Origin of the sequence: Flavobacterium sp. PMTSA4 (assembly GCF_032098525.1) — a bacterium.
Lineage (GTDB): Bacteria > Bacteroidota > Bacteroidia > Flavobacteriales > Flavobacteriaceae > Flavobacterium > Flavobacterium capsici.
In genome coordinates this window covers 2,104,137-2,126,406 of the sequence record NZ_CP134890.1, presented here as the reverse complement: position 1 = coordinate 2,126,406, position 22,270 = coordinate 2,104,137, and the positions used below count along the sequence as shown (strand labels likewise).

18 protein-coding genes are annotated in these 22,270 nt (G+C 31.8%); 4 read left to right on the top strand and 14 right to left on the bottom strand.

The window, feature by feature from the left end:
- Positions 1-876: an ABC transporter ATP-binding protein gene (locus RN605_RS09680; protein WP_313324456.1), complete on the bottom strand. Its 876-nt coding sequence runs from the start codon at positions 874-876 to the stop codon at positions 1-3.
- Positions 877-1,037: 161 nt separating this feature from the next.
- Between RN605_RS09680 and thiL the strand changes: the two genes are divergently transcribed.
- Positions 1,038-2,084: a thiamine-phosphate kinase gene (thiL, locus tag RN605_RS09675; RefSeq protein ID WP_313324455.1), complete on the top strand. Its 1,047-nt coding sequence runs from the start codon at positions 1,038-1,040 to the stop codon at positions 2,082-2,084.
- A 24-nt stretch (positions 2,085-2,108) separates the two neighbouring features.
- On the opposite strand, the gene RN605_RS09670 is transcribed toward thiL, so the two are convergent.
- The 5 genes from RN605_RS09670 to RN605_RS09650 all read right to left on the bottom strand — a co-directional run bounded on the left by RN605_RS09670 (position 2,109) and on the right by RN605_RS09650 (position 8,664).
- Positions 2,109-2,777, bottom strand: coding sequence for a response regulator (locus RN605_RS09670; RefSeq protein ID WP_313324454.1), 669 nt, complete (start codon positions 2,775-2,777; stop codon positions 2,109-2,111).
- A gap of 11 nt (positions 2,778-2,788) precedes the next feature.
- Positions 2,789-4,828, bottom strand: coding sequence for a tetratricopeptide repeat-containing sensor histidine kinase (locus RN605_RS09665; protein WP_313324453.1), 2,040 nt, complete (start codon positions 4,826-4,828; stop codon positions 2,789-2,791).
- An 85-nt stretch (positions 4,829-4,913) separates the two neighbouring features.
- Entirely contained in the window at positions 4,914-5,171 is a 258-nt protein-coding gene (locus tag RN605_RS09660) for a hypothetical protein (RefSeq protein ID WP_313324452.1), read from the bottom strand.
- Positions 5,172-5,670: 499 nt separating this feature from the next.
- A complete protein-coding gene (locus RN605_RS09655) occupies positions 5,671-6,855 on the bottom strand; it encodes a LytR/AlgR family response regulator transcription factor (protein ID WP_313324451.1) in 1,185 nt (394 codons plus the stop codon).
- Between the two features lie 267 nt (positions 6,856-7,122).
- Complete coding sequence (locus tag RN605_RS09650) at positions 7,123-8,664, bottom strand: glycine--tRNA ligase (RefSeq protein ID WP_313324450.1); 1,542 nt, start codon at positions 8,662-8,664, stop codon at positions 7,123-7,125.
- Positions 8,665-9,082: 418 nt separating this feature from the next.
- On the opposite strand from RN605_RS09650, the gene RN605_RS09645 reads away from it, so the two are divergent.
- Both RN605_RS09645 and RN605_RS09640 read left to right on the top strand, forming a co-directional pair.
- Positions 9,083-9,766 carry a ComF family protein gene (locus RN605_RS09645; RefSeq protein WP_313324449.1) on the top strand — a complete coding sequence of 228 codons (684 nt, stop codon included), beginning with the start codon at positions 9,083-9,085 and terminating at the stop codon, positions 9,764-9,766.
- 73 nt (positions 9,767-9,839) lie between these two features.
- Positions 9,840-11,435 (top strand): Ig-like domain-containing protein, encoded by a 1,596-nt coding sequence (locus RN605_RS09640; protein ID WP_313324448.1) that lies wholly within the window; start codon positions 9,840-9,842, stop codon positions 11,433-11,435.
- Here the strand turns inward: RN605_RS09640 and RN605_RS09635 are convergent.
- From RN605_RS09635 to RN605_RS09600, 8 genes are all read right to left on the bottom strand, one after another.
- Positions 11,432-12,196, bottom strand: coding sequence for a nitrilase family protein (locus RN605_RS09635; RefSeq protein ID WP_313324447.1), 765 nt, complete (start codon positions 12,194-12,196; stop codon positions 11,432-11,434). The genes RN605_RS09640 and RN605_RS09635 overlap by 4 nt on opposite strands.
- Positions 12,197-12,198: 2 nt before the next feature.
- Positions 12,199-15,000: a GH92 family glycosyl hydrolase gene (locus RN605_RS09630; RefSeq protein WP_313324446.1), complete on the bottom strand. Its 2,802-nt coding sequence runs from the start codon at positions 14,998-15,000 to the stop codon at positions 12,199-12,201.
- A 36-nt stretch (positions 15,001-15,036) separates the two neighbouring features.
- Positions 15,037-15,876: an endonuclease/exonuclease/phosphatase family protein gene (locus tag RN605_RS09625; protein WP_313324445.1), complete on the bottom strand. Its 840-nt coding sequence runs from the start codon at positions 15,874-15,876 to the stop codon at positions 15,037-15,039.
- A gap of 105 nt (positions 15,877-15,981) precedes the next feature.
- Positions 15,982-16,743: a succinate dehydrogenase/fumarate reductase iron-sulfur subunit gene (locus tag RN605_RS09620; protein ID WP_313324444.1), complete on the bottom strand. Its 762-nt coding sequence runs from the start codon at positions 16,741-16,743 to the stop codon at positions 15,982-15,984.
- Between the two features lie 6 nt (positions 16,744-16,749).
- A complete protein-coding gene (locus RN605_RS09615) occupies positions 16,750-18,759 on the bottom strand; it encodes a fumarate reductase/succinate dehydrogenase flavoprotein subunit (protein WP_313324443.1) in 2,010 nt (669 codons plus the stop codon).
- A 16-nt stretch (positions 18,760-18,775) separates the two neighbouring features.
- A complete protein-coding gene (locus tag RN605_RS09610; RefSeq protein WP_313324442.1) occupies positions 18,776-19,693 on the bottom strand; it encodes a succinate dehydrogenase cytochrome b subunit in 918 nt (305 codons plus the stop codon).
- Positions 19,694-19,854: 161 nt separating this feature from the next.
- On the bottom strand, positions 19,855-20,721 hold the full coding sequence (locus RN605_RS09605) for a hypothetical protein (protein ID WP_313324441.1): 867 nt from the start codon (positions 20,719-20,721) through the stop codon (positions 19,855-19,857).
- 9 nt (positions 20,722-20,730) lie between these two features.
- Positions 20,731-21,576: a ChaN family lipoprotein gene (locus tag RN605_RS09600; RefSeq protein WP_313324440.1), complete on the bottom strand. Its 846-nt coding sequence runs from the start codon at positions 21,574-21,576 to the stop codon at positions 20,731-20,733.
- A gap of 84 nt (positions 21,577-21,660) precedes the next feature.
- Between RN605_RS09600 and RN605_RS09595 the strand changes: the two genes are divergently transcribed.
- A complete protein-coding gene (locus RN605_RS09595; RefSeq protein WP_313324439.1) occupies positions 21,661-22,257 on the top strand; it encodes a Crp/Fnr family transcriptional regulator in 597 nt (198 codons plus the stop codon).
- Positions 22,258-22,270 lie beyond the last annotated feature (13 nt).

The window sequence follows — 22,270 nt, the reverse complement described above, 5'->3', positions numbered from 1 at the left end:
TTATAAGTCGTTTTTTAATGCAACAAAATAAACATCTTCCAGTTGTGGAGCAGTTTTTATAAATGTTTCATTAGGTTGTTCATTACTAAAAACTCTAATGTTCAATGTGTTGTCTTGATTATAGTTTGAAGAAATGACATTAAATTCTTTTTCATAGTTTTCTAATTCTTCACGAGTAATAATTTTTGTCCAAATTTGATTTTCCAATGTTTTTACAGCTTCAGTTGGTGTATTGTGCATCAATATTTTCCCACCATTTAAAACGGCAACTTCGGTACAAATTTCTTTAACATCGGCTACAATATGCGTTGAAAAAATTACTGTATGATTCGTTCCGATTTCTCGTAAAACATTTAAAAATCGAGAACGTTCTGCAGGATCAAGACCAGCTGTTGGTTCATCAACAATGATTAGTTTAGGATTGTTTAAAAGCAATTGTGCAATTCCAAAGCGTTGCTTCATTCCGCCAGAATAACCGCTTACGTTTTTAGTTCTAACATCATATAAGTTAGTAACTTCAAGCACTTCTTTGATAATTGCTTTTCTATCTTTTGCAGAAGATATTCCTTTTAGTCGAGCAAAATAGTCCAAAAGTTGTTCGGCAGACATACTTGGATAAACGCCAAATTCTTGAGGCAAATAACCCAAAACTTTTCGCAAAGCAATTTGGTCATCTAAAACATTGATTCCATCAAAAGTAATATTACCAGAATCAGGTTTTTGTAGTGTAGCAATAGTTCGCATTAATGATGATTTTCCTGCACCATTTGGACCAAGAAGGCCAAACATTCCAGCGCCAATTTCTAAATTTAAATTATCCAATGCTTTTACACCGTTTGAATAGGTTTTGCTCAAGTTGCTTATTTGAAGTTTCATAAAATTATTGTTTTAGTATTGGTGTCATTTTTAAGATATTGTTACACAAGAATAAGTAAAATTTTAACATTCTATTATAATTTAAAACGATTCTTTCAATTAATAAAGAAAAACATACTTCAATTTGTAACTTTGCCAAACAATTTTTTGAAACTAATAAAATGCTAGAAGATAAAAACCAACAAAGAACTTCCTTATCACAATTAGGAGAATTTGGATTGATTGACCATTTGACCAAAAACTTTGAAGTAAAACAACCATCAACTCTTAAAAGTATTGGCGATGATGCTGCCGTTTTAGATTTTAAGGATAAAAAAGTGGTAATTTCTACAGATTTGCTTATTGAAGGTGTCCATTTTGATTTGGCTTACATGCCGTTAAGACATTTAGGATATAAAGCTGTAGTGGTTAATCTTTCAGATATTGCAGCAATGAATGCTAAACCAACTCAAATAACGGTTTCTATTGCGGTTTCTAATCGTTTTCCGTTAGAAGCATTAGAAGAACTGTTTGATGGCATTACGTTGGCTTCAAAAGCGTACAATATTGACGTTATTGGTGGTGACACAACTTCTTCTCAAAAAGGATTGATTATTTCGATAACTGCTGTTGGTGAAGCAAATGAAAGTGATATTGTATACAGAAATGGAGCAAAACAAACCGATTTATTAGTAGTTTCAGGCGATTTAGGTTCGGCTTATATGGGTTTGCAAGTGTTAGAACGAGAAAAACAAGTTTTTCAAGTGAATCCAAATAATCAGCCTGATTTAGATAATTATACTTATTTAATTGAACGTCAACTTAAACCTGAAGCAAGAACCGATATTCGTGAATTATTAGAAAAACTAGAAGTAAAACCAACTTCAATGATTGATATTTCGGATGGTTTATCTTCTGAAATTATTCATATTTGTAAACAAAGTAAAGTTGGGTGCAATTTATTTGAAGAAAAACTACCAGTTGATCCTCAATTAATTAACGTTTGCGAAGAATTTAATATTGATTCTACAACAGTAGCTATTAATGGTGGTGAAGATTATGAATTGTTATTTACAATTGCAATAGAAGATTATGATAAAATAAAAGCTAATCCAAATTTGACCGTTATTGGTCATATGACTCAAGAGAGCGAAGGAATTCATTTGATTACTCGCGCAAATACCAAAATTCCATTAAAAGCTCGAGGTTGGAATGCATTAGAAGAATAAAAAAAGCCCAATTTTGGGCTTTTTTTATGAAAGTATTCCTTTGTTTTTGGCTTCTACTACAAGTTCTTCATCGGTTCCATCAGGAAGTTCTAAAACTTCTCTAATTCTTTTTTTACGAACCTCAATAACTTCTGCGGTTAAAGGTAAATGTCTGGCTATTAAAATAGTATCGTATTCTTTAGCCATTAATTCCAAAATTCTTTTATCCATAGCATCAAATTCTAAAGGATTAAATTTTGATTGACCAAGAAGTTTAATAATAGTCTCGCTATAATATTTTTCGTCTTTCAGCGTTTTGTCTAAAGCAAAAATAAGTTCGTCAAAATTGATGTCATTTTTAATCAAAAGACTATTTGGGTTAATTTCTTTGATGATGGTGTTAATTCTATCCATTTCAACATGCATAGTCAGTAACATAACTTTACACTCAGGATTTTCATTTTGCATTAATTTTGCCAAATCCATTCCTGAACGTATTTCTTTTTCTGCATATTCAGGCATACTAACATCAAACATTGCTAATTTGAAGTTGTTATTCTTGTCAATAATTAGTTCATAGCCCGATTTACAGTCATTAGCTTGCGTTACAATAAACTCGTGACCTTGAAGACTGTATTTATTTAAAGCATTTTTATAAGCTTCAATGATAAACGGATGATCGTCTACAATTAATACATTGATTGGGTTTTCCATTTAAGTTCTATTTAATTTTGGGGTTTTTCTTTTTGATTTATCGGAATTGTAATGGTAATAGTGGTTCCTTCGCCAATTTCAGATTGAATATCAATACTTCCGTTACATTCTTTTGTTCTTGCTATCATATTTTGAGTGCCAATTCCTTTACTTTTTTTATTTACATCAAAACCACTTCCGTTGTCTGTAATTTTTAAAATTATTTCATCTTCATTTTTAACAAAACCAACATTAATTGAAGTAGCATTTGCATATTTGTTAATGTTTTGAAGACTTTCTTGTAAAATTCGATACAAATTAATTTTAGTAACACTATTTACTTTATCCCAGTTTATTGCAGTATCCAAATAATAAGAAAGCTTACTTGCGTGGGAATTTTGTTGTTCTTCCAGTAAATTAGTTACAATGGAAACAAAGTTATTAATTAAAACTTGTTTTTCTCTATTTAGGTCATGTGAAATTTCGCGGATATCTTGCTCAATATTTTTTAATTCTTCAATAATATGTAAACGCTTTTTAACCGATTCTTCATCATTTTTATGATTAACACTATCAAGGTTCAAACGTAAGCCAAACATTCTTCCCAAAACGCCATCGTGAAGTTCTCTGGCTAGTTTTTGCTTTTCTTCGGTTCTACTTTCGTCAATAATAGCTTGTTGCGACATCATAAGGTTAAAAATATCCTCATTGGCTTTTTGTTGCGCTTGTTTATAGAGCAATTCTCTAGTTCTGGCACGTTGAACTCTAATGAAATAAAGCAATGAAAACAAACTAACTGCACCAATAAAAATATAGAGTAAGTTTCGGTTTTTATCTTCTAATTTGTCTTTTTCCTGGATTATTTCGTCGGTTTCAAGCTGAATTCTAGCGAAACGATCTTTAGATTTTCTTTCGGCTAATTGTAAACTGTCGCTTATTCTAATATATTCTTTATTGTAGTTTGCAGAGTTTTTTATATCAATTTCAGAAATTAATTGAAGTGAAGGTAATATATCAAAAGGATTCTTTTGTTCTTTAGATATTTTGAGCGCTTGATTTGCGTGATAAAAAGATTTTTCAATATTTCCAATTGCTTTATAATATTTAGATAGATGATTGTGACTTAAAACAACATTCGATTTATAATCAAAATCTTCTCTAATTTTTAAAGATTCAATGAACATATTTTCAATTCCTTCAAAATCATTTAAATTTAACTTACAAAAAGCTAAATTATCTAATAGATTTGAGTAAGATTCTGGGAATTCATTTTTAAGGTCTTTATCTTTTAACCCCAACTCAAAATAAGAAATTGCTTTTTTAAAGTTTTTGTTCTTTTCGTAAACGAACCCTAAATTATTGTAGCAAATAGATTTCCTATGCTTTTTATCTGTTTTCTCTAATTCTTCAGAAAGTTCTAAAGCCTTATTATAATAAATTATTGCCTTGTCAAAATCTTTTAATTCTTCAGAAACATTTCCCAATGCTATTAATGTTTCAAATTGTTTTTGAAAATCATTAATATCTTTAAAAATGCTCAAAGCAATAGTCAAAGTCAGTTCTGCACCAAGATTATCACCTCCTTTATATTGAATACTTCCTTTATTTAGTAAAACATTTGCATAAATTTCACGATCTTTAAGAGCTACATAAATTTTCTCAGCTTTTACGTAATAATAAAAGGAACTGTCAATATTTAATTTTTTATTATAATAAAATGCCCTGCTTCGAAAGGCAACTCCCAGATTTATAGAGTCTTTTTCCTCAGAAGATAATTTAATTAATAAGTTTGATGAATTGTCAATTCCCTTTTCATCTTTAAGAAAATAATATTTAAAAATAACCTTGGATAATAAATCTCTATTTTTTTTATTATTTGTACTAGTCTTAATTTTATAATAAATACTATCAAGAAATTTATTTTTTTCAGCGTCAGAGATTTTTTCAAAATCTTTGTCAAAATTCAAACTTATCTCTGAATAATCTTTTTCTAAAGAATTAGATTTTTCACCTGTTTTTGAACAAGAAATTATTATTAAAAAAGGTATAATAAGAAATAATAAATTTTTCAATTCTTTTTTCTTCAAATCTACAAAATATTAACAAAAAAAAAAGTCACTATAGAAGTGACTTTTCTTAATATGTTTTAAAATTAATTTAGATAGTTGGTTCTCCGCCCATAGTTTTTCCACCTGTTTCACCAGTAAATAAAGTTGGTTCTCCACCCATAGTTTTTCCACCTGTTTCACCAGTAAATAAAGTTGGTTCTCCACCCATAGTTTTTCCACCAGTATCACCAGTGAATAGAGTTGGTTCTCCGCCCATAGTTTTTCCACCTGTTTCATTAGGCGTAGTAAAAGAGGTAACTACTAACATTAATGTAAATAGACCAATTGTTGTTGCTAATTTTTTCATAATTTGAGACTTTTATTTTTAGTTATTAACTTTCTTGTTTCAGTGAGTGCCGATTAATGATTTGAGGCAATGACACACATTCACGATGTAAAACTAAAAAGGATGTTTCTCTCAATCCCTATGAAATAAGGCGTTTATGGTGAAATGACTAATTCTGATAGTGAATGATAGTCAAATTTGAGTGAATGAATTTGATAGATTTTCTAAAAAAGAGTGTCTTCGTCTTATTTGAAACTCAAAACAGCCGTTTTAAGACATGATTTTTTTTTGCACTTCATGCTTGATGTGCAAAAAGCAACTTTGTTTAAATGAATTTTATTGAAGTTTTTATTGTTTGTAGATCTAATTTATGTTCACGAATAACAAAAAAAGTTTACAATTTAAATTAGTTTTGAAATATAATTTGCCTTATAAATTGTTTAAAAGCATATTTAAATCTTCACAAGATTCTCAATGATTATAATTTTAATAATCGACAAAAAATAAAATAAAATTTGGGTTAAATCTCCAAATAATTACCCGATGCAATGCGGTGAATGATGAGTTCCACATTCTCTTTATACGATTTTGAAAATGGAAGTTTTATGGTAGAATTTTTAATGTAGCAAACAGTATTTCCAGTGTGGATTCTTGCTACTTGATTAACGTTAATGATATAACTATTGTGGATTCTTAAAAATTGTGATTGCGGCAATACATTTTCAAATACTTTTAGTGTTTTAAATGCAGTAACCATTTCGCCATCTTTTAAGTGTATATCAGTTGAATTATTATCAGCTTCAAAATAAAGAATATCTCTAGAATCAATATAACGATAGTCGCCATATGATTTTACACAAATAACCAAAGGTTGTTCTTGTTCAACAACTACTTTTTGACCAGGAAGTATAGTGATGCTTTCTTCATCATTTGATGCTTCATCCAATTCGTCTTCAGAAGTTTCCTCTGTTATTTCTTCAATATTTTCCTCTTCAACTTTTTCTAAATCTTCTTCAGAAGTTTCAACTGATTCTATTTCGGTAGTTTCTTCTTCAATAGCAGTTTCAGAAACATTTTCTTCTAAGGTATCTTCTGTTGCAGTTGTTTCGTGTGTTGGTTCAACTACTGTAATTTCAGAAGCAATATTTTCATCAATGCTTTCTTTCTCAGTAACAACTGGTTCAAGTTCTTCTTCTATAGTTGGTTCAACTTCTTCTTGTACAATTGGTTTTTGAATAGGCTCTTGTCGTAAGAAATCTGAAAATGTAAATGCTTGTTGTGGAACAACAGGTTGCTGTTGAACGATTGTATTTGGCAATGTGTTTTGAACTATTGATTTTTCAAACTTGAATATTGCTTTTCTAAACGCATTGATGTCTAATGGTTTTACTAAATAATCAGAAACACCATATTCCATTGCTCGGAATACTAGGCTTTGATCTTTTGAAGTAACAATAATTTTTGGAACAATGGTTAAATAACGATACAGTTCATTAATTAAACTCAAAGAAAGGTTACTTTCCTTTTTTAAAGGATTAATTTCAAGAAAAATTAAACTTGGTTGATGTTCTAAGATTAAGTTTAAAGCACTGTCATAATTACTAGCATAACCAGCAAAAGCCAAATTCTGAAAACGCATGGCAGTTGCTTGCGTATTCAGTATGCTTTCATGACTGTCATCAACAATTATGTAACTGTGCTTCATTAATGTTTTTCCAAATTTTGGTTAAGGAAAACACTAATAGGCTTTTTTGTTGGGTAGGTTTGGGGAAACCAGCTGCTTTTTTATAGCAGTTGTAAAGATTATTTATTACTACAATTCTAAGAAAAAAAAACGATGATTTGCTCATATTAACGTTGAAGTTGTTTATAATTTATCAACAGAGGAATGCTTCTAAAATGTGGTAAATTAAAATAAAAAAAACCTCTCAATTTTAAGAGGTTTTTAAGGTTTTTATCAGTCATTAATTGGCTACATTTTCATTAACCAATTGCGCATTGACACTTCATTTGAAATAATATTTCTTAATTCAGAAATTTTTACTCGGTCTTGTTGCATTGAATCTCTATGACGAATAGTTACGGTTTCGTCTTCTAAAGTTTGATGGTCAACAGTAATGCAAAATGGTGTTCCAAGGGCATCTTGACGTCTGTATCTTCTACCTACAGCGTCTTTTTCATCATAAGAAACATTGAAATCCCATTTTAAGTCATCAATTATGTTTTTAGCAACTTCAGGTAATCCATCTTTTTTCACTAATGGAAGAACGGCAGCTTTTGTTGGTGCTAAAACGGATGGCAAACGAAGGACAGTTCTTGTGCTTCCATCTTCTAGAGTTTCTTCTTGTAAAGCGGTTGCAAAAACGGCTAAGAACATTCTATCCAATCCAACGGATGTTTCCACAACGTATGGAACATAATTTGAATTGGTTTCGGTATCAAAATATTGTAGTTTTTTACCAGAATATTGTTCGTGTGCTTTTAAATCGAAATCGGTTCTTGAATGAATTCCTTCCAATTCTTTAAATCCAAATGGGAAATTGAATTCGATATCGGCAGCAGCGTTTGCATAATGTGCTAATTTTTCATGGTCGTGAAAACGATAATTTTCTTTTCCTAAACCTAAAGAAAGATGCCATTTTAAACGAGTTTCTTTCCAGTAATCGTACCATTTCATTTCTTCGCCTGGTTTTACGAAGAATTGCATTTCCATTTGTTCGAATTCACGCATGCGGAAAATAAATTGGCGTGCAACGATTTCATTTCTGAACGCTTTTCCAGTTTGAGCAATTCCGAAAGGAACTTTCATTCTACCAGTCTTTTGAACGTTTAAGAAATTCACAAAAATTCCTTGAGCCGTTTCTGGACGCAGGTATAAATCCATCGCGTTTTCAGCTGATGCACCCAATTTTGTTCCGAACATTAGATTGAATTGCTTCACATCGGTCCAATTTCTTGAACCCGATTCAGGACAAGCAATTTCTAATTCGTCGATAAGGTTTTTTACATCTTCTAAATCACCATTTCCTAATGATTTACCCATACGTTCTAGGATTTGTCTTTCTCTTGAAAGATATTCCATCACACGTGGATTGGTAGTTTTGTATTGTTCTTCGTCAAAAGCATCACCGAAACGTTCGCGTGCTTTTTCGATTTCTTTTTTAGCTTTCAGGTTTAATTTTTCGGCATAATCCTCAATTAAAACGTCGGCTCTGTATCTTTTTTTGCTGTCTTTATTGTCAATTAATGGATCGTTAAACGCATCGACGTGACCAGAAGCTTTCCATGTGGTTGGATGCATAAGGATTGCTGCGTCTAAACCAACAATGTTTTCGTGCATTTGCACCATTGCTTTCCACCAGTATTCGCGAATGTTTTTCTTTAATTCTACTCCGTTTTGGGCATAATCGTAAACTGCGCTTAACCCATCGTATATTTCGCTTGACGGAAAAATGAATCCGTATTCTTTTGCGTGCGAAACTACATTTTTAAATAAATCTTCTTGTTTTGCCATAGTGGTGCAAAAATATAAAAAGTCGTATTAAAAAAATGGTTTCTGTTTATTTTTTGAAAATTAGTTGATTACTGTATTTCAGACAGTAAAATTTGCTGCGAAAAGATAAAATTAAACTTCTTGAGCCTACAAATGAGTTACTAGAAGCTACAAATTAACTTCTAAAGGTTACAAATGATTTTCTAGAAGCTAAAAATAAGTTACTGGAAGCTACAAATTAGTTACTAGAAGTTACAAATGAATTACTAAAGGCTTCAAATTAGTTACTAGAAGTTACAAATGAGTTTCTAGAAGCTACAAATTAGCTTCTAAAGGGTTTTAAAAAAAGTGTTAAAATTTAAAGATTACTAAAATTAGGGGGAAAACCCCCTTTTTTATGAAAATTATCCTTTTTACTTTTATGTAAGAAAATATTTTTATGATAACACATCTAATTAATTTGTTTTTTCCAAAGTCCTGCGCGGCATGTACTTCGTTTTTATTGGCTGATGAAATTGTGATTTGCACTAGTTGCAGGCATAAACTTCCGGTGACGAATCATCATTTGACTAAGGATAATGAAGTTATTAAGAAGTTTTATGGAAGAATTCCGTTAGAGTTTGGTTCAGCGTTATTTTATTTTCATAAGCGAGGCATGGTTCAAGAGATGATTCATCGATTAAAATATAAAAGTCTGGAAGATGTTGGTGAAATGATTGGTAATTGGTATGCTGAAGAAATGAAAAATATTGAAATTATCACATCGGCTGATTTTATTATTCCGGTTCCATTACATAAAAAACGACTTCGAGAACGAGGTTATAATCAGGTGGAGAAATTTGGAAAAGCGATTAGTGAAAAATTCAATATTCCTTATAATGATACAATTTTGGTTCGAAAAGTATATGCTAAAACGCAAACGAAGAAGAATTTATTGGGAAGAAATGATATATCTGTAAGTACTTTTGATGTAGTTTTTGATGCTTCGTTAGATGGTAAACATTTTATATTGGTAGATGATGTTATTACTAGTGGTGCAACGCTTGAATTGTGTAGTCGTGCTTTGTTGAAAATTCCAAATGTGAAGATTAGCATTGTTTGTATGGCGATGTCGCATAGTTAAATGTTAAGTTTCCTCAAAAACATTTCGTTCGCACTAAATATAATTGTTATTTTGTGGCTTGAAAAAGATAAAAATGGCAAAACAGGTTTTTAAATTATTTTTTTTGATGGTAGTGCTGGCTTTTGCTAGTTGTGCTAAGCGTGGTACTATTACTGGCGGCGATAAGGATACTTTGGCTCCGGTTTTGAAGACCAGTTTTCCAAAAAATGGTTCTGTTAATTTTCAAGGAAAGGAAATAAAATTAGTTTTTGATGAATATGTAAAACTAAAAAACATCAATAAGCAGTTGATTGTTTCGCCACCAATGAAAATTGTTCCTGAAATTTTTCCGCAGGTTGCTTCAAAAACTATTACAATAAAAATTAAAGATACGCTGCAACCGAATACTACTTATAGTTTCAATTTTGGACAAAGTATTGAGGATAATAATGAAGGAAATCCGTACTCGCAGTTTAAATATGTTTTTTCAACCGGAAGTTATATTGATTCGCTGAAATTAAGTGTGAAAATTAAAGATGCTTTAGAAAAGAAAGTAGATAATTTTGTTTCGGTGATGTTGTATGAAGTGGATGAAAAATTTAATGATTCAACTATTTATAAAGAAACGCCAAGATATGTTGCCAATACTTTGGATAGTTTGAAGTTGGTTACGATTGAAAATATAAAAGCTGGGAAATATCAGCTGATTGCTTTGAAAGACAACGGCAATAATAAATTTAATCCAAAGTCGGATAAGATTGGGTTTTATGCCAATACAATCACAATTCCTGATGATGATATTTATGAATTGGAATTGTTTAAGGAAGAATTACCGTTTAAAGCCAACAAACCAGTACAAGCTTCGGGAAACAGACTTTTGATAGCTACCGAAGGAAAAGGAAAAGGAACTAAAGTTTCTGTGAAAAATGGAACGGAAGTGTTACCATCAATGATAACGCAATTTCCAAAGAAAGATTCGTTGCAAATTTGGTGTAAATTACCCAAAGTTGATTCGTTATTAGTTTCGGTTGAAAAAGATAATTTCAAAAAAGAGTTTTGGACCAAAATAAAAGCTCAAAAGAAAGATACTTTGCGATTTTCTTCAGACTTTGCTGGAAATCTTCCGCTTAGAGAACGATTTGGATTGACAAGCACCACACCAATTGTAAAAGTTGATAAATCGAAAATTTCTATTATCAATAAAGATTCGCTAGCTGTTGATTTTACAACTGAGTTTGATGAATTCAATCAAAAAATTTACATTGACTTTAAAAAAGAACCTTCAGAAAAATATATTGTTTCGGCTTTTCCTGATGCATTTGTAGACTTTTTTGATAATGTAAATGATACGTTGAGCTATAAACTCAATACCAAAAATGCCACTGATTATGGGAATTTGCGACTCATTTTAGAAAACGCAAAACGATTTCCGATAATTGTTGAACTCACAAACAAAGACGGAAAAGTAAAGGCAACTGCTTATACTGAGAAAGAAACTACGGTTGAGTTTATGAATATTGAACCTTTGCTTTATACGGTCAGAATTATTTATGATGACAATAAAAACGGAGTTTGGGATACTGGTAGTTATCTTGAGAAACGTCAAAGTGAAGAGGTAATTTATTTTCCAAAAGAAATTGACGTCAGGGCAAATTGGGATGTCGAACAACCTATCAACATTGGGAATTAGGTTAGAGTAAATTCATCTTTATCATTCAAAAAAGCAAGTTTTTCTCTGGTTTCGAGTAATTTATCTTTGTCTAAAAGCGCAATAAAAAGACCATCGGTTTCTTGAGGTTCGATTAGATTGTTCCCTAAAAAATCAACTGCTTGAGAATGTCCAATATATTCATGGTTGTTATCATCAAATCCGGTGCGATTAACTCCAATTACGTAACTCATGTTTTCTACAGCACGAGCTTTGAGCAAAATATCCCAAGCGTTTACACGAGGTTTTGGCCAATTGGCAACATAAATTAGCAAATCATATTCTTCTACATTTCTAGAAAAAACAGGAAAGCGCAAATCGTAGCAAATCAAAGGGCAAATTTTGAAGTTTTTAAACTCAACAATTAGTTTTTTATTTCCTTTAGAAAAAACTTTATCCTCGCCAGCCAAAGTGAATAAATGACGCTTGTCATAATGTTGAATTTTGCCGTCGGGAAAAACAAAAACCAAACGATTGTAGAAATTTCCATTTTCTTCGATAATTAAACTTCCAGTAATGGCGCAATTTTTTTCTTTAGCGATGTTTTGTAACCAATTAATTGTTTCGCCTTGCATTGTTTCGGCAACTGCTTTTGGGTTCATTGTAAAACCAGAAGTAAACATTTCGGGAAGAACAACTAAATCAACCAATTCGTTTAAATCATTGATTTTTTTGCTCAAAATTTTTCGATTTTCGGCTGGGTTTTCCCAAACTAATTTGGTTTGTAATAATGCTGTTATCATAACTAATTGATTGTTATTTCGTCAATGAAAATAAAAGCATCGCCACCAAAACCTTGATGCCATTCAGGAAGCTTACCAAAGTTTTTAGCAATTACTTTTACATATTTTGCTTTAATTGGTGAATCAAGTTTTAAACTAAAATTGCGGATACTGTTTTCAGTTTCCTTTGGATTGACTGTGTTTTCAATACTTCCAACAAATTTGAAATTTATATTATCATCTGAAGTATAATAATCTACTTTTGTTGGCACTAAAATCCACGAACGAGAATCTTGAAGATAATTAGAGCTTAAATTTTTTATTGATTTTACTTCTTGCAAATCAACTACGGCTTCAAAATCCTGACTTTGATAACCTTGCCAATCGCCTTTTCGCCAGTTGGTTGTTCCAAAAATTCCATCCAGCAAACCGTCATTTCCGCCAGCATGATACTGTGGATTGTATTTTGATTTGATGTCAATGGTATAATTGTTTGGTTTTTTGAAGAACGTTGCGGATATAAACTCACTTTGTTGATTTTTATTCCCAAAACAATATGCAATAATTTCAGAAGATTTCTCTATTTCAAAAGGTTTTACATATAGCTCTAAATCCATATCATGATGAGAAGTCATACTTTCATGCACATTATAGTAAATCTTATTATTTGGATTTTTAGATATTATCTCAATTTTCATTTTATCCTTAAACGATTTACTTTCTGCATTTATAACTGGAACAGGAATTAATTCTTCATATATGTATATATTACTTTTTTTAATTGCATCAGCATAGAAACCTCCAATATTTTCTAGTTCGTTTTTTGAAGAAGTCTGAGTAATATCTTTAATCTTTTCATTGTCAATATTGAATTTTACTCTTTCAAAATAAGGCTTTGTTGTTTCCCATTTTGGAACTCCCGGCGTAACCGAATAGATTCCCATCGAACTCAAGACATACCAAGCACTCATTTGCCCGCAATCTTCGTTTCCTATTAATCCATCGGGTGTGTTTTTATAGAAATTATTTAAAATGTAATGAACTTTCTCGGTAGTTTTTTCTGGTTTACCTACGTAGTTATACAAATACGTCATGTGATGACTTGGTTCATTTCCGTGTGCATATTGACCAATCAATCCAGTAACATCTACTTGCTCGCGACCAGTAGTTTTACTTTCCGCATTGAACATTTCATCAAGTTTGGCTTCAAATTTATCGTTTCCACCATACGCTTGAATCATACCTTCTATATCTTGTGGCACAAAAAAAGAATATTGCCAGCTATTACCTTCGGTGTAATTGTTGTTGATTTCTTTTGGATCAAACGGTTTGTCCCAACCGCCATTTTTCTTTGGTCGCATAAAACCTGTGTTCCAATCAAAAACATTTTTCCATGATTGAGAACGTTTCGAGAAGTATTCGTAATCTTCTTTCTTATTCAAAATCATCGCCATTTGTGCAATACACCAATCGTCATAAGCATATTCTACGGTTTTAGAAACGCTTTCGTGTTCGTCATCAATCGAAATAAAACCTTGCTTTTTGTAAGCATCCAAACCTAAATGATCTAACATCGCGGAATGTTTAGCAGCTTCAAAACATTTTTCATAATCAAAACCTTTGATTCCTTTTGCCATTGCGTCTGCCATAACAGAAACGGAATGGTAACCAATCATACAATCGGTTTCGTTGGAAGCTAATTCCCAAACGGGTAAACGTCCGCCTTGTTCGTATTGTTTTAGAAAGGTATTGATAAAATCGGCGGTGCGTTTTTTATCGATTAAAGTATATAATGGATGCGCTGCTCTAAAAGTATCCCAAAGCGAAAATACAGTATAGTAATCAAATCCTTCGCTTTCGTGTACTTTGTTGTCTCTACCACGGTATTTTCCGTCGATGTCTTGCGCGATATTTGGTTGCGCCATCGTATGATATAAAGCTGTGTAGAAAATGACTAATTTGTCTTTAATGCTTGATGAAACTTCAATTTTTGATAATTCTTTATCCCAAAGTTGTTCAGCATCTTTTTTTACTTTTTCAAAATTCCAGTCTTTTATTTCAGATGCATTAAGTTTTGCACCTTCATAACCCGTTGGTGAAAGCGAAACCTTCACTAAAATTTTTTCTCCTTTTTTGACTTGTTTGGAGAAACTCATTCCAGTAATTTCAAGTTTTTCTGAGTCTGATTTATTTGTTTTTGAAACAGTCATCTTTTGATTAAACTCAATTCGTGCATAAACGTATTGATCTCTTGCCCATGCTTCACTTCGTCTTAAAACTTCAACTGTTTTGTCATCAATAACACGAATTTTCCCTTCCAATAATTTATCTCGATGATTTAAGTCTAAAACAATATTCGCTAAACCAGTTTCATTAAAAGTATATTCGTGAAAACCTACTCGTGTTGAGGTTGTAAGTCGAACATCGATATTGTGTTTGTCTAATTTTACAGAATAGAAACCTGCTGAAGCTTTTTCGCTAGCATGTGAAAAGGTCGAAGAATAAACTTTGTTATCAAAACTTGGTTCGCCCATGGTTGGCATAAGCATGATATCGCCATAATCGGAAACGCCAGTTCCGTTTAAATGCGTATGTGAAAATCCGTAAATCACATTGTCTGAATAATGATAACCCGAACAACCATCCCAACTTCCATCAATTCGTGTATCTGGCGAAAGTTGCACCATGCCAAACGGAACCGTTGCTCCAGGAAAAGTATGTCCGTGTCCACCAGTACCAATGAAAGGATTGACGTATTCACTATAATTTTGACCGAAAATAAACGAAGAAATTAATAATAATAATGGAGAAAGAAATTTTTTCATGAAGTTGTGTTTCTAATTCAAAGATAAAAAACACTTTTAGTTTAAGCTAATTTCAATGTAAACAGGTAAATGGTCTGAAGGATATTTTAAATCTTTTGAATCACTTAAAACAGCATATTTTTTCACTTTGAATGGGCTTTTTTTAGATAAAAATATGTAATCAATTTTTTTGGAAACAGGTTCGTTATGTTTAAAACCATTGAATGTTCCTAAAGTACCAAAAGGTGTTTCTTCTGAGATATCATAGCTGTCATTCATTTGAGTTTTTAAATAGACAATTCTTTCTTCAGTTGGTTCAGAATTGAAATCACCAATTAAGAAAACAGGATAGTTTTCAGTATTTAATAATTTTATTTTTGAGAGAATTAATTGGATTGAATTTGTTCTAGCTAATTCTCCAATATGGTCTAAATGAGTATTGAAAACCCAAAAAATTTGTTTTGTTATTTTGTCTTTTAACTGAACATATGTGCAAATTCTATTTAATGCAGCATCCCAACCTTTGGAAATTTTATCAGGAGTTTCAGAAAGCCAAAAAGTATTTTCCTGTAATAATTCAAATCGTTCTTTTCTATAAAAAATATTAGATGATTCGCCTTTGCCGATTCCATCACGACCTATTCCATCATATTTATAATCAGAAAAGAAATTTGAAATATAATCAACTTGATTTGGTAGAGCTTCTTGAATTCCAAATATATCAGGATTGTAGAATTTAATTTGAGAACATAAATATTCTTTTCGATTTGACCAAGTATTTTCATTATCAGAAGCAATATCTAAACGAATATTATAGGTCATTATTTTTATATTTTGAGCAAAGGCAATATTGTTTGAAGAGATTAGTAAGCCTAAATAAAACAGTAAATTTTTCATTAAATCTATATGAGTGGTTATGTAAAGTTAATTTATTTGAATTTAATAAAAAGAAAAACGCATCCAAATAGTGAATGCGTTTTTATATAATTCTGAGCAAATTAATTATTTCAAACTTGCTTTTAGATATTCTCTGTTCATGCGAGCAATGTTTTCTAGTGAAATTCCTTTTGGACATTCTATTTCACATGCACCAGTATTTGTACAGTTACCAAAACCTTCCTCGTCCATTTGACGCACCATGTTTAATACACGCTGCGTGGCTTCAACTTTTCCTTGTGGTAACAAAGCATATTGTGACACTTTTGCTCCAACAAAAAGCATTGCAGAACCATTTTTACAAGTTGCTACACATGCACCACAACCAATACAAGCTGCAGCCATGAATGCTTTATCAGCATCATCTTTTGGAACTGGTGTTGCATTTGCATCAATAGTATTTCCTGAAGTATTTACAGAAACGAAACCTCCAGCTTGCTGAATTCTGTCAAAAGAACTTCTATCAACTACTAAATCTTTTACCACAGGAAACGCTTTACTTCTAAATGGTTCGATATAGATAGTGTCGCCATCGTTGAATTTACGCATGTGTAATTGACATGTTGTAGTTCCTGTATCTGGACCATGAGCACGACCGTTGATGTATAATGAACACATTCCGCAAATTCCTTCACGACAATCGTGGTCAAAAGCAATTGGTTCTTGTCTTTCGTTAATTAATTGCTCGTTCAATTGGTCAAGCATTTCAAGAAACGAACTGTCTGTAGATACATTGTCTAATTTATAATCTACAATTTTACCTTTGTCTTTAGCGTTTTTTTGACGCCAAATTTTTAGTTTTATATTGATGTTTTTCTTTGTAGCCATGATTTCTTATTTGTAGTTTCTAGCAGCAATTTTTATGAACTCATATTTTAATTCTTCTTTATGAAGATTTTCCTTTGTGATATCAAATCCCATGTATTCCCAAGCTCCAACAAATGACATATTTACGTCATCACGAAGCGTTTCTCCTTCACTGTCTTGATATTCTTCGCGGAAATGTCCTCCACAAGATTCTTTACGTTGTAAAGCATCCATTGCCATTAATTGACCTAAATCAATAAAATCGGCAACTCTAAGCGCTTTTTCTAACTCTGGATTTAATTCATCTGCACTTCCAGGAACGTAAACATCTTTATAAAATTCTTCTTTTAAAGCAGCAATTTCTTCGATTGCTTCTTTCAATCCTTTTTCATTACGAGCCATTCCAACTTTGTTCCACATGATTAATCCTAAACGTTTGTGGAAATGGTCAACTGATTTCGAACCATTGTTTCCAAGGAATTTATCTATAGAATCTTTAACTCTTTTTTCTGCTTCATCAAATTCAGCCGATTGAGTAGAAATTTTACCCGTTCTTATTTCGTCAGCTAAATAATTAGAAACAGTATATGGTAAAACGAAATAACCATCTGCTAAACCTTGCATTAATGCCGAAGCACCAAGTCTGTTTGCTCCGTGATCAGAGAAGTTTGCTTCTCCAGCTACGAAACAACCCGGAATAGTAGATTGTAAATTATAATCAACCCAAACTCCACCCATTGTATAGTGAACTGCTGGATAAATTTTCATTGGAGTTTCATATGGATTTTCGTCTGTAATCTTTTCATACATTTCGAATAAGTTTCCATATTTTTCTTCAATCCATTGTTTTCCTAGCTTTATAATTTCTTCTTCTGAAGGATTGTGATTTCCTTTTGCATAAGCTACTTCTTTACCTTTATTTCTAATTTCTGTTGAGAAATCAAGGTAAACACCTTCGTTAGTATCGTTTGCTTCGATTCCATAACCTTCATCACATCTTTCTTTTGCAGCTCTTGAAGCCACATCACGAGGAACTAAATTTCCAAAAGCAGGATATCTTCTTTCTAAATAGTAATCTCTATCTTCTTCAGCAATTTGTGTAGGTTTTAATTTTCCTGCACGAATAGCTTCAGCATCTTCTTTTTTCTTTGGAACCCAAATTCGTCCTGAATTACGCAATGATTCAGACATCAAAGTTAATTTTGATTGATTGGTTCCGTGAACAGGAATACATGTTGGGTGAATTTGCACATAACATGGATTTGCAAATAATGCACCTTGCTTATGAATTTTCCAACCTGCAGTTACATTACTTCCCATTGCGTTTGTTGAAAGGAAATAAACATTTCCATATCCACCAGATGCAATAATTACTGCATGAGCCGAATGTCTTTCTAATTCTCCAGTAACAAGGTTTCTTGCAATAATTCCACGTGCTTTTCCGTCAACTTTTACTAAATCTAGCATTTCATGACGATTGTACATTTTTACTCTACCTAGACCAATTTGTCTTGATAGAGCAGAATATGCACCAAGCAATAACTGTTGTCCTGTTTGACCTGCAGCATAAAAAGTACGTTGTACTTGAACACCACCAAAAGAACGGTTGTCTAACATTCCACCATAATCACGTGCAAAAGGAACACCTTGTGCCACACATTGGTCAATAATATTTGCAGAAACTTCTGCTAAACGGTGAACATTTGCTTCTCTTGCTCTATAATCACCACCTTTTATGGTATCGTAAAATAATCTGTATGTTGAATCACCATCATTTTGGTAATTTTTCGCAGCGTTAATTCCACCTTGAGCGGCAATTGAGTGCGCACGTCTCGGAGAATCTTGAAAACAAAATGCTTTAACATTGTAGCCCATTTCACCAAGTGAAGCTGCAGCCGAAGCACCAGCTAAACCTGTTCCAACAACAATTACATCTAATTTTGGACGGTTATTTGGAGCAACAAGTTTTAAATGATCTTTATGGTTAGTCCATTTCTGAGAAATGTCGCCTTGAGGTATTTTAGAATCTAACTTCATAGTATATGTTGTTGATTTATTTTAAGAAAAAATGAATGTAAACTGGAATAACTGCAAAAAGTGTTGGAACTACAATTGCAAAGAATTTTCCAAAACCTTTGATAGCTGGTGTATATTTTGGATGATTTAATCCTAATGATTGAAATGCACTTTGAAAACCATGCCATAAATGGAAGGCTAATGTAGCCATTGCCAACACATAAAGTATTGTGAACAATAAACCTTGTTTAGGAATAGTACCCATAAATTTTCCTTCGCTTTTGAAGAAAGCAACAGTAATTTTATATAAATCTTTGTAACCTTCAAAAACTACTTCACCATCAACTTTGTTTATTAATGTAGTTCCGTGTTCTAATTTTAAATCGTATTTTCCTTGAGTTTGCTCTTTAACGTCTTTTATGAATTTTTCTGAAATAACATATTCATTATTGGCATTTAAGAAAGGCATCGGAGAATCTTTTGTCCCAACTATTTGCACTTGTTTCATACCCGTTCCATTGTCTTGAACTTTAGTTACTAATGGCATGTTTCTGTCAAAATGCATTTTTGCCCAAAAATTCACCATGTGAGTAACGATGAAAATCAAAATGATAGTTCCAAGAACTGCCATATTTCTAGATGAAAAACTACTATTCTTTGAAGGATTGTTTTTTGCGTAACCAATTGGTCTTGCTTTAACATTTTGATACGTTAAAAGAAAACCATCAATGGCGTGGAATAAAATAGAAATATAGGTTAAATAAGAGAGTAATTTTACCGCTGGATTTGTGGTCATGAATAACGCATATTTATTGAAATTTACTGCGTTATTTGGAACTAATAATTGTAGATTTCCAGCTAAATGACCTGTTAAAAACAAGCATAAAAATAAACCCGTAAGAGCCATCCAATATTTTTTTGCAAGAGATGACTTTAAAAGTGCAGATTTTGCCATAAGATTTTTTTAATTTATTTAAAAAGACAGACAAAAATAGCGTTAATTGACTATAACTACAACCTTTTCGCTGTAATTTATAATCATTTTAAAATGAAATTAACGATTGTTGATTTTCAAGTCTTTATAACGTAAATTTAACTAAGAAAACCTTAAACAAATCACTTTACAAATGTTGGAATTAATCCTCGAATTCCCATATCAACAACATTTTCTCCGATAGAAGGTTCAAATTTACCGTCTGAAGTTACTTCTTGCCATTCAAAACTGTTGTTAATTGATAAGTTTAGGGTAACTACAACATCATTTTTTTCCGAGCCAGTGATTATCAAATTTGTTGGAAATTTTCCTGTTACTACACAAGAACCAGCAGGAATTGGAGATGTACTTGCTAATGGATTAGGAACTGTAGTCGCATTAGCTGGAGCTTGTCCAGATGCTGAATAAGGTTGATTATTGATAGCAAATGCCCAAAATCCTTGAGGACGATTTCCATTAATATCGAAAAAGTTGTTTCCGATTGAGAACGAACTGATATAATTATTTATACCAATAAAACTTGCTAAAGTTCCTTGATAATCTACATTTTGATGACGAATGTTGATTTGATAATTTTGATAAGACAAAGAAACTCTCAACCATTCGTAAGTTCCGCTATTCAATTGACTTAATGGAATTTTTAAAAAAGTTTCACCTTCTGTTACAACTTTTGCTTGATCAAAATCTATAGCAGTACTTCCACCAAGTACAGTTTCTGGAGCATGATAAACAACTGAACCCGAACCAAGTTGCGTATTTGCATTTGGCGCAAATTCTACATAATGTGCAGAAATTTGATTAAATTGTGGAGATTGAGCGGCATGTCCTGCGGGAATTGTTGCTGGTTGTCCAAGATTATTCAAACGGACTTGATTAGGGTCAAATTTGAATTTGATAATTAACATAGGTTCGTCTGTTGATTCTTCTTTACTACAGGAAGAAAACAACAAACATAAACCTGAAAGTGCGATTAAAAGAAGCTTTTTCATGATGATTGATTAATATGTTTTGGTTGCGTCTATATCTATAACGAGAATATAGTCTGCTTTAGTATAATTTTCTTTATCTAATTTTGAAATAGTTGACTGTTCAACAGTCGAAATTGTCAAAATTTTCAACTCTGGATTGTATTTTTTCAAATACCAATTGATTCCTTCAAAGTTATCACTGTGATAGGTTCCGTTGAAGTGAATGAATAAACTGTTTTTGACAAAGTTTTTAACAATAAAATGCGCCATCGTTGCGTCTTTAATGGCTTGTGCTTTTGGCATTTTTTCTCCAGCATGTTCCGCCATTTCCATCATCGATTTATAGCCGGGAAGATTAATATCAAAAGGGATAGGCAATGGAGCAATCCATGATTTTTCTTCATCAGTTAAATTATCCAATGCTTGAAAATCTTTTTTAAAAACCAGCGAAGCATATCTTCTTGGGATATTCGTAGCAATGAATTTCAATTTCTTTTCTTTGGCAAAATCTACCAAAGGTTTGTAATCCGTTTTATAATTATTCCAAAGTCTTGCAGTTGAATCCAATTGTTTCTGATTTATTTCTCCTGCCAAGTATTGATTAACTTGTTTTTGATTATCAGCTTCAAGCATTTCAGCGCCAAGAATAAGTTGTTTTTTCTCGGCCAAATCTTTGGTAAGTTCTAATTGAAGCCAATGTACTATCGAATTATTGTGATATTCGCCAAACAATACAACATCAGCATTTTCAGTGCTTTTGAGCAGTTTTTTATATCTAACTTTTTTGCCGTTTTTGTCAAATAATTGATACGGACTTTTATCTTGAGCGAAGCCAAATAGTGAAACCAACAATAAAGTAGTTAAAATATTCTTCATGTTTTTTTTCTAAAATTATTCATTTCTATTCAAATTCAAAGTGTCTTTTTTAAAAAACAATACTTTTGTAATTCACTTTGACCAATGAAAAATTCAGAAACTAAAAATTCCTTTCTACTTTTTATAAATCAATTTATTGATAAAAAGGACAAACAGATGAAATCACAAATTGAAATTGCATTGGAATCTTTTTTGCCTTTGCTTTTAAAAAAGAATGAGTTTTTAGTTAGAGAAAATGAAATCTGCACTCATTTTTGCTACATCGAAAGTGGAATTCTTCAACATGCCATTGAAATTGAAGGCGAAGAAAAAACTACTTATTTAGGTCTGCGTAATTCGGTTACTTCTTCTTTAAAAAGTTTTCTAGACGCAACTCCTTCGCAAAAAAACATCAAAGCATTGGTTGACACACAACTTTTGGTAATCGATTTAAAAAACTTTCGACATTTACTGCAAAACAACGCTGCTTTTCATCAATTCTATTTCAAATTAATTGAAAAGCAAATCATGCTCATCGATGATTATCGAATCGATTTACTCACGCTTTCACCCGAAGAACGTTATCATAAACTTTTAATAACCGAGCCAAAACTATTGCAGGAAGTACCATTGCATTATTTGGCTTCTTTTCTAGGAATTTCCAATCGACACATGAGCAGAATTCGAAAAAACATAAAATAATGCCATTTGGCTA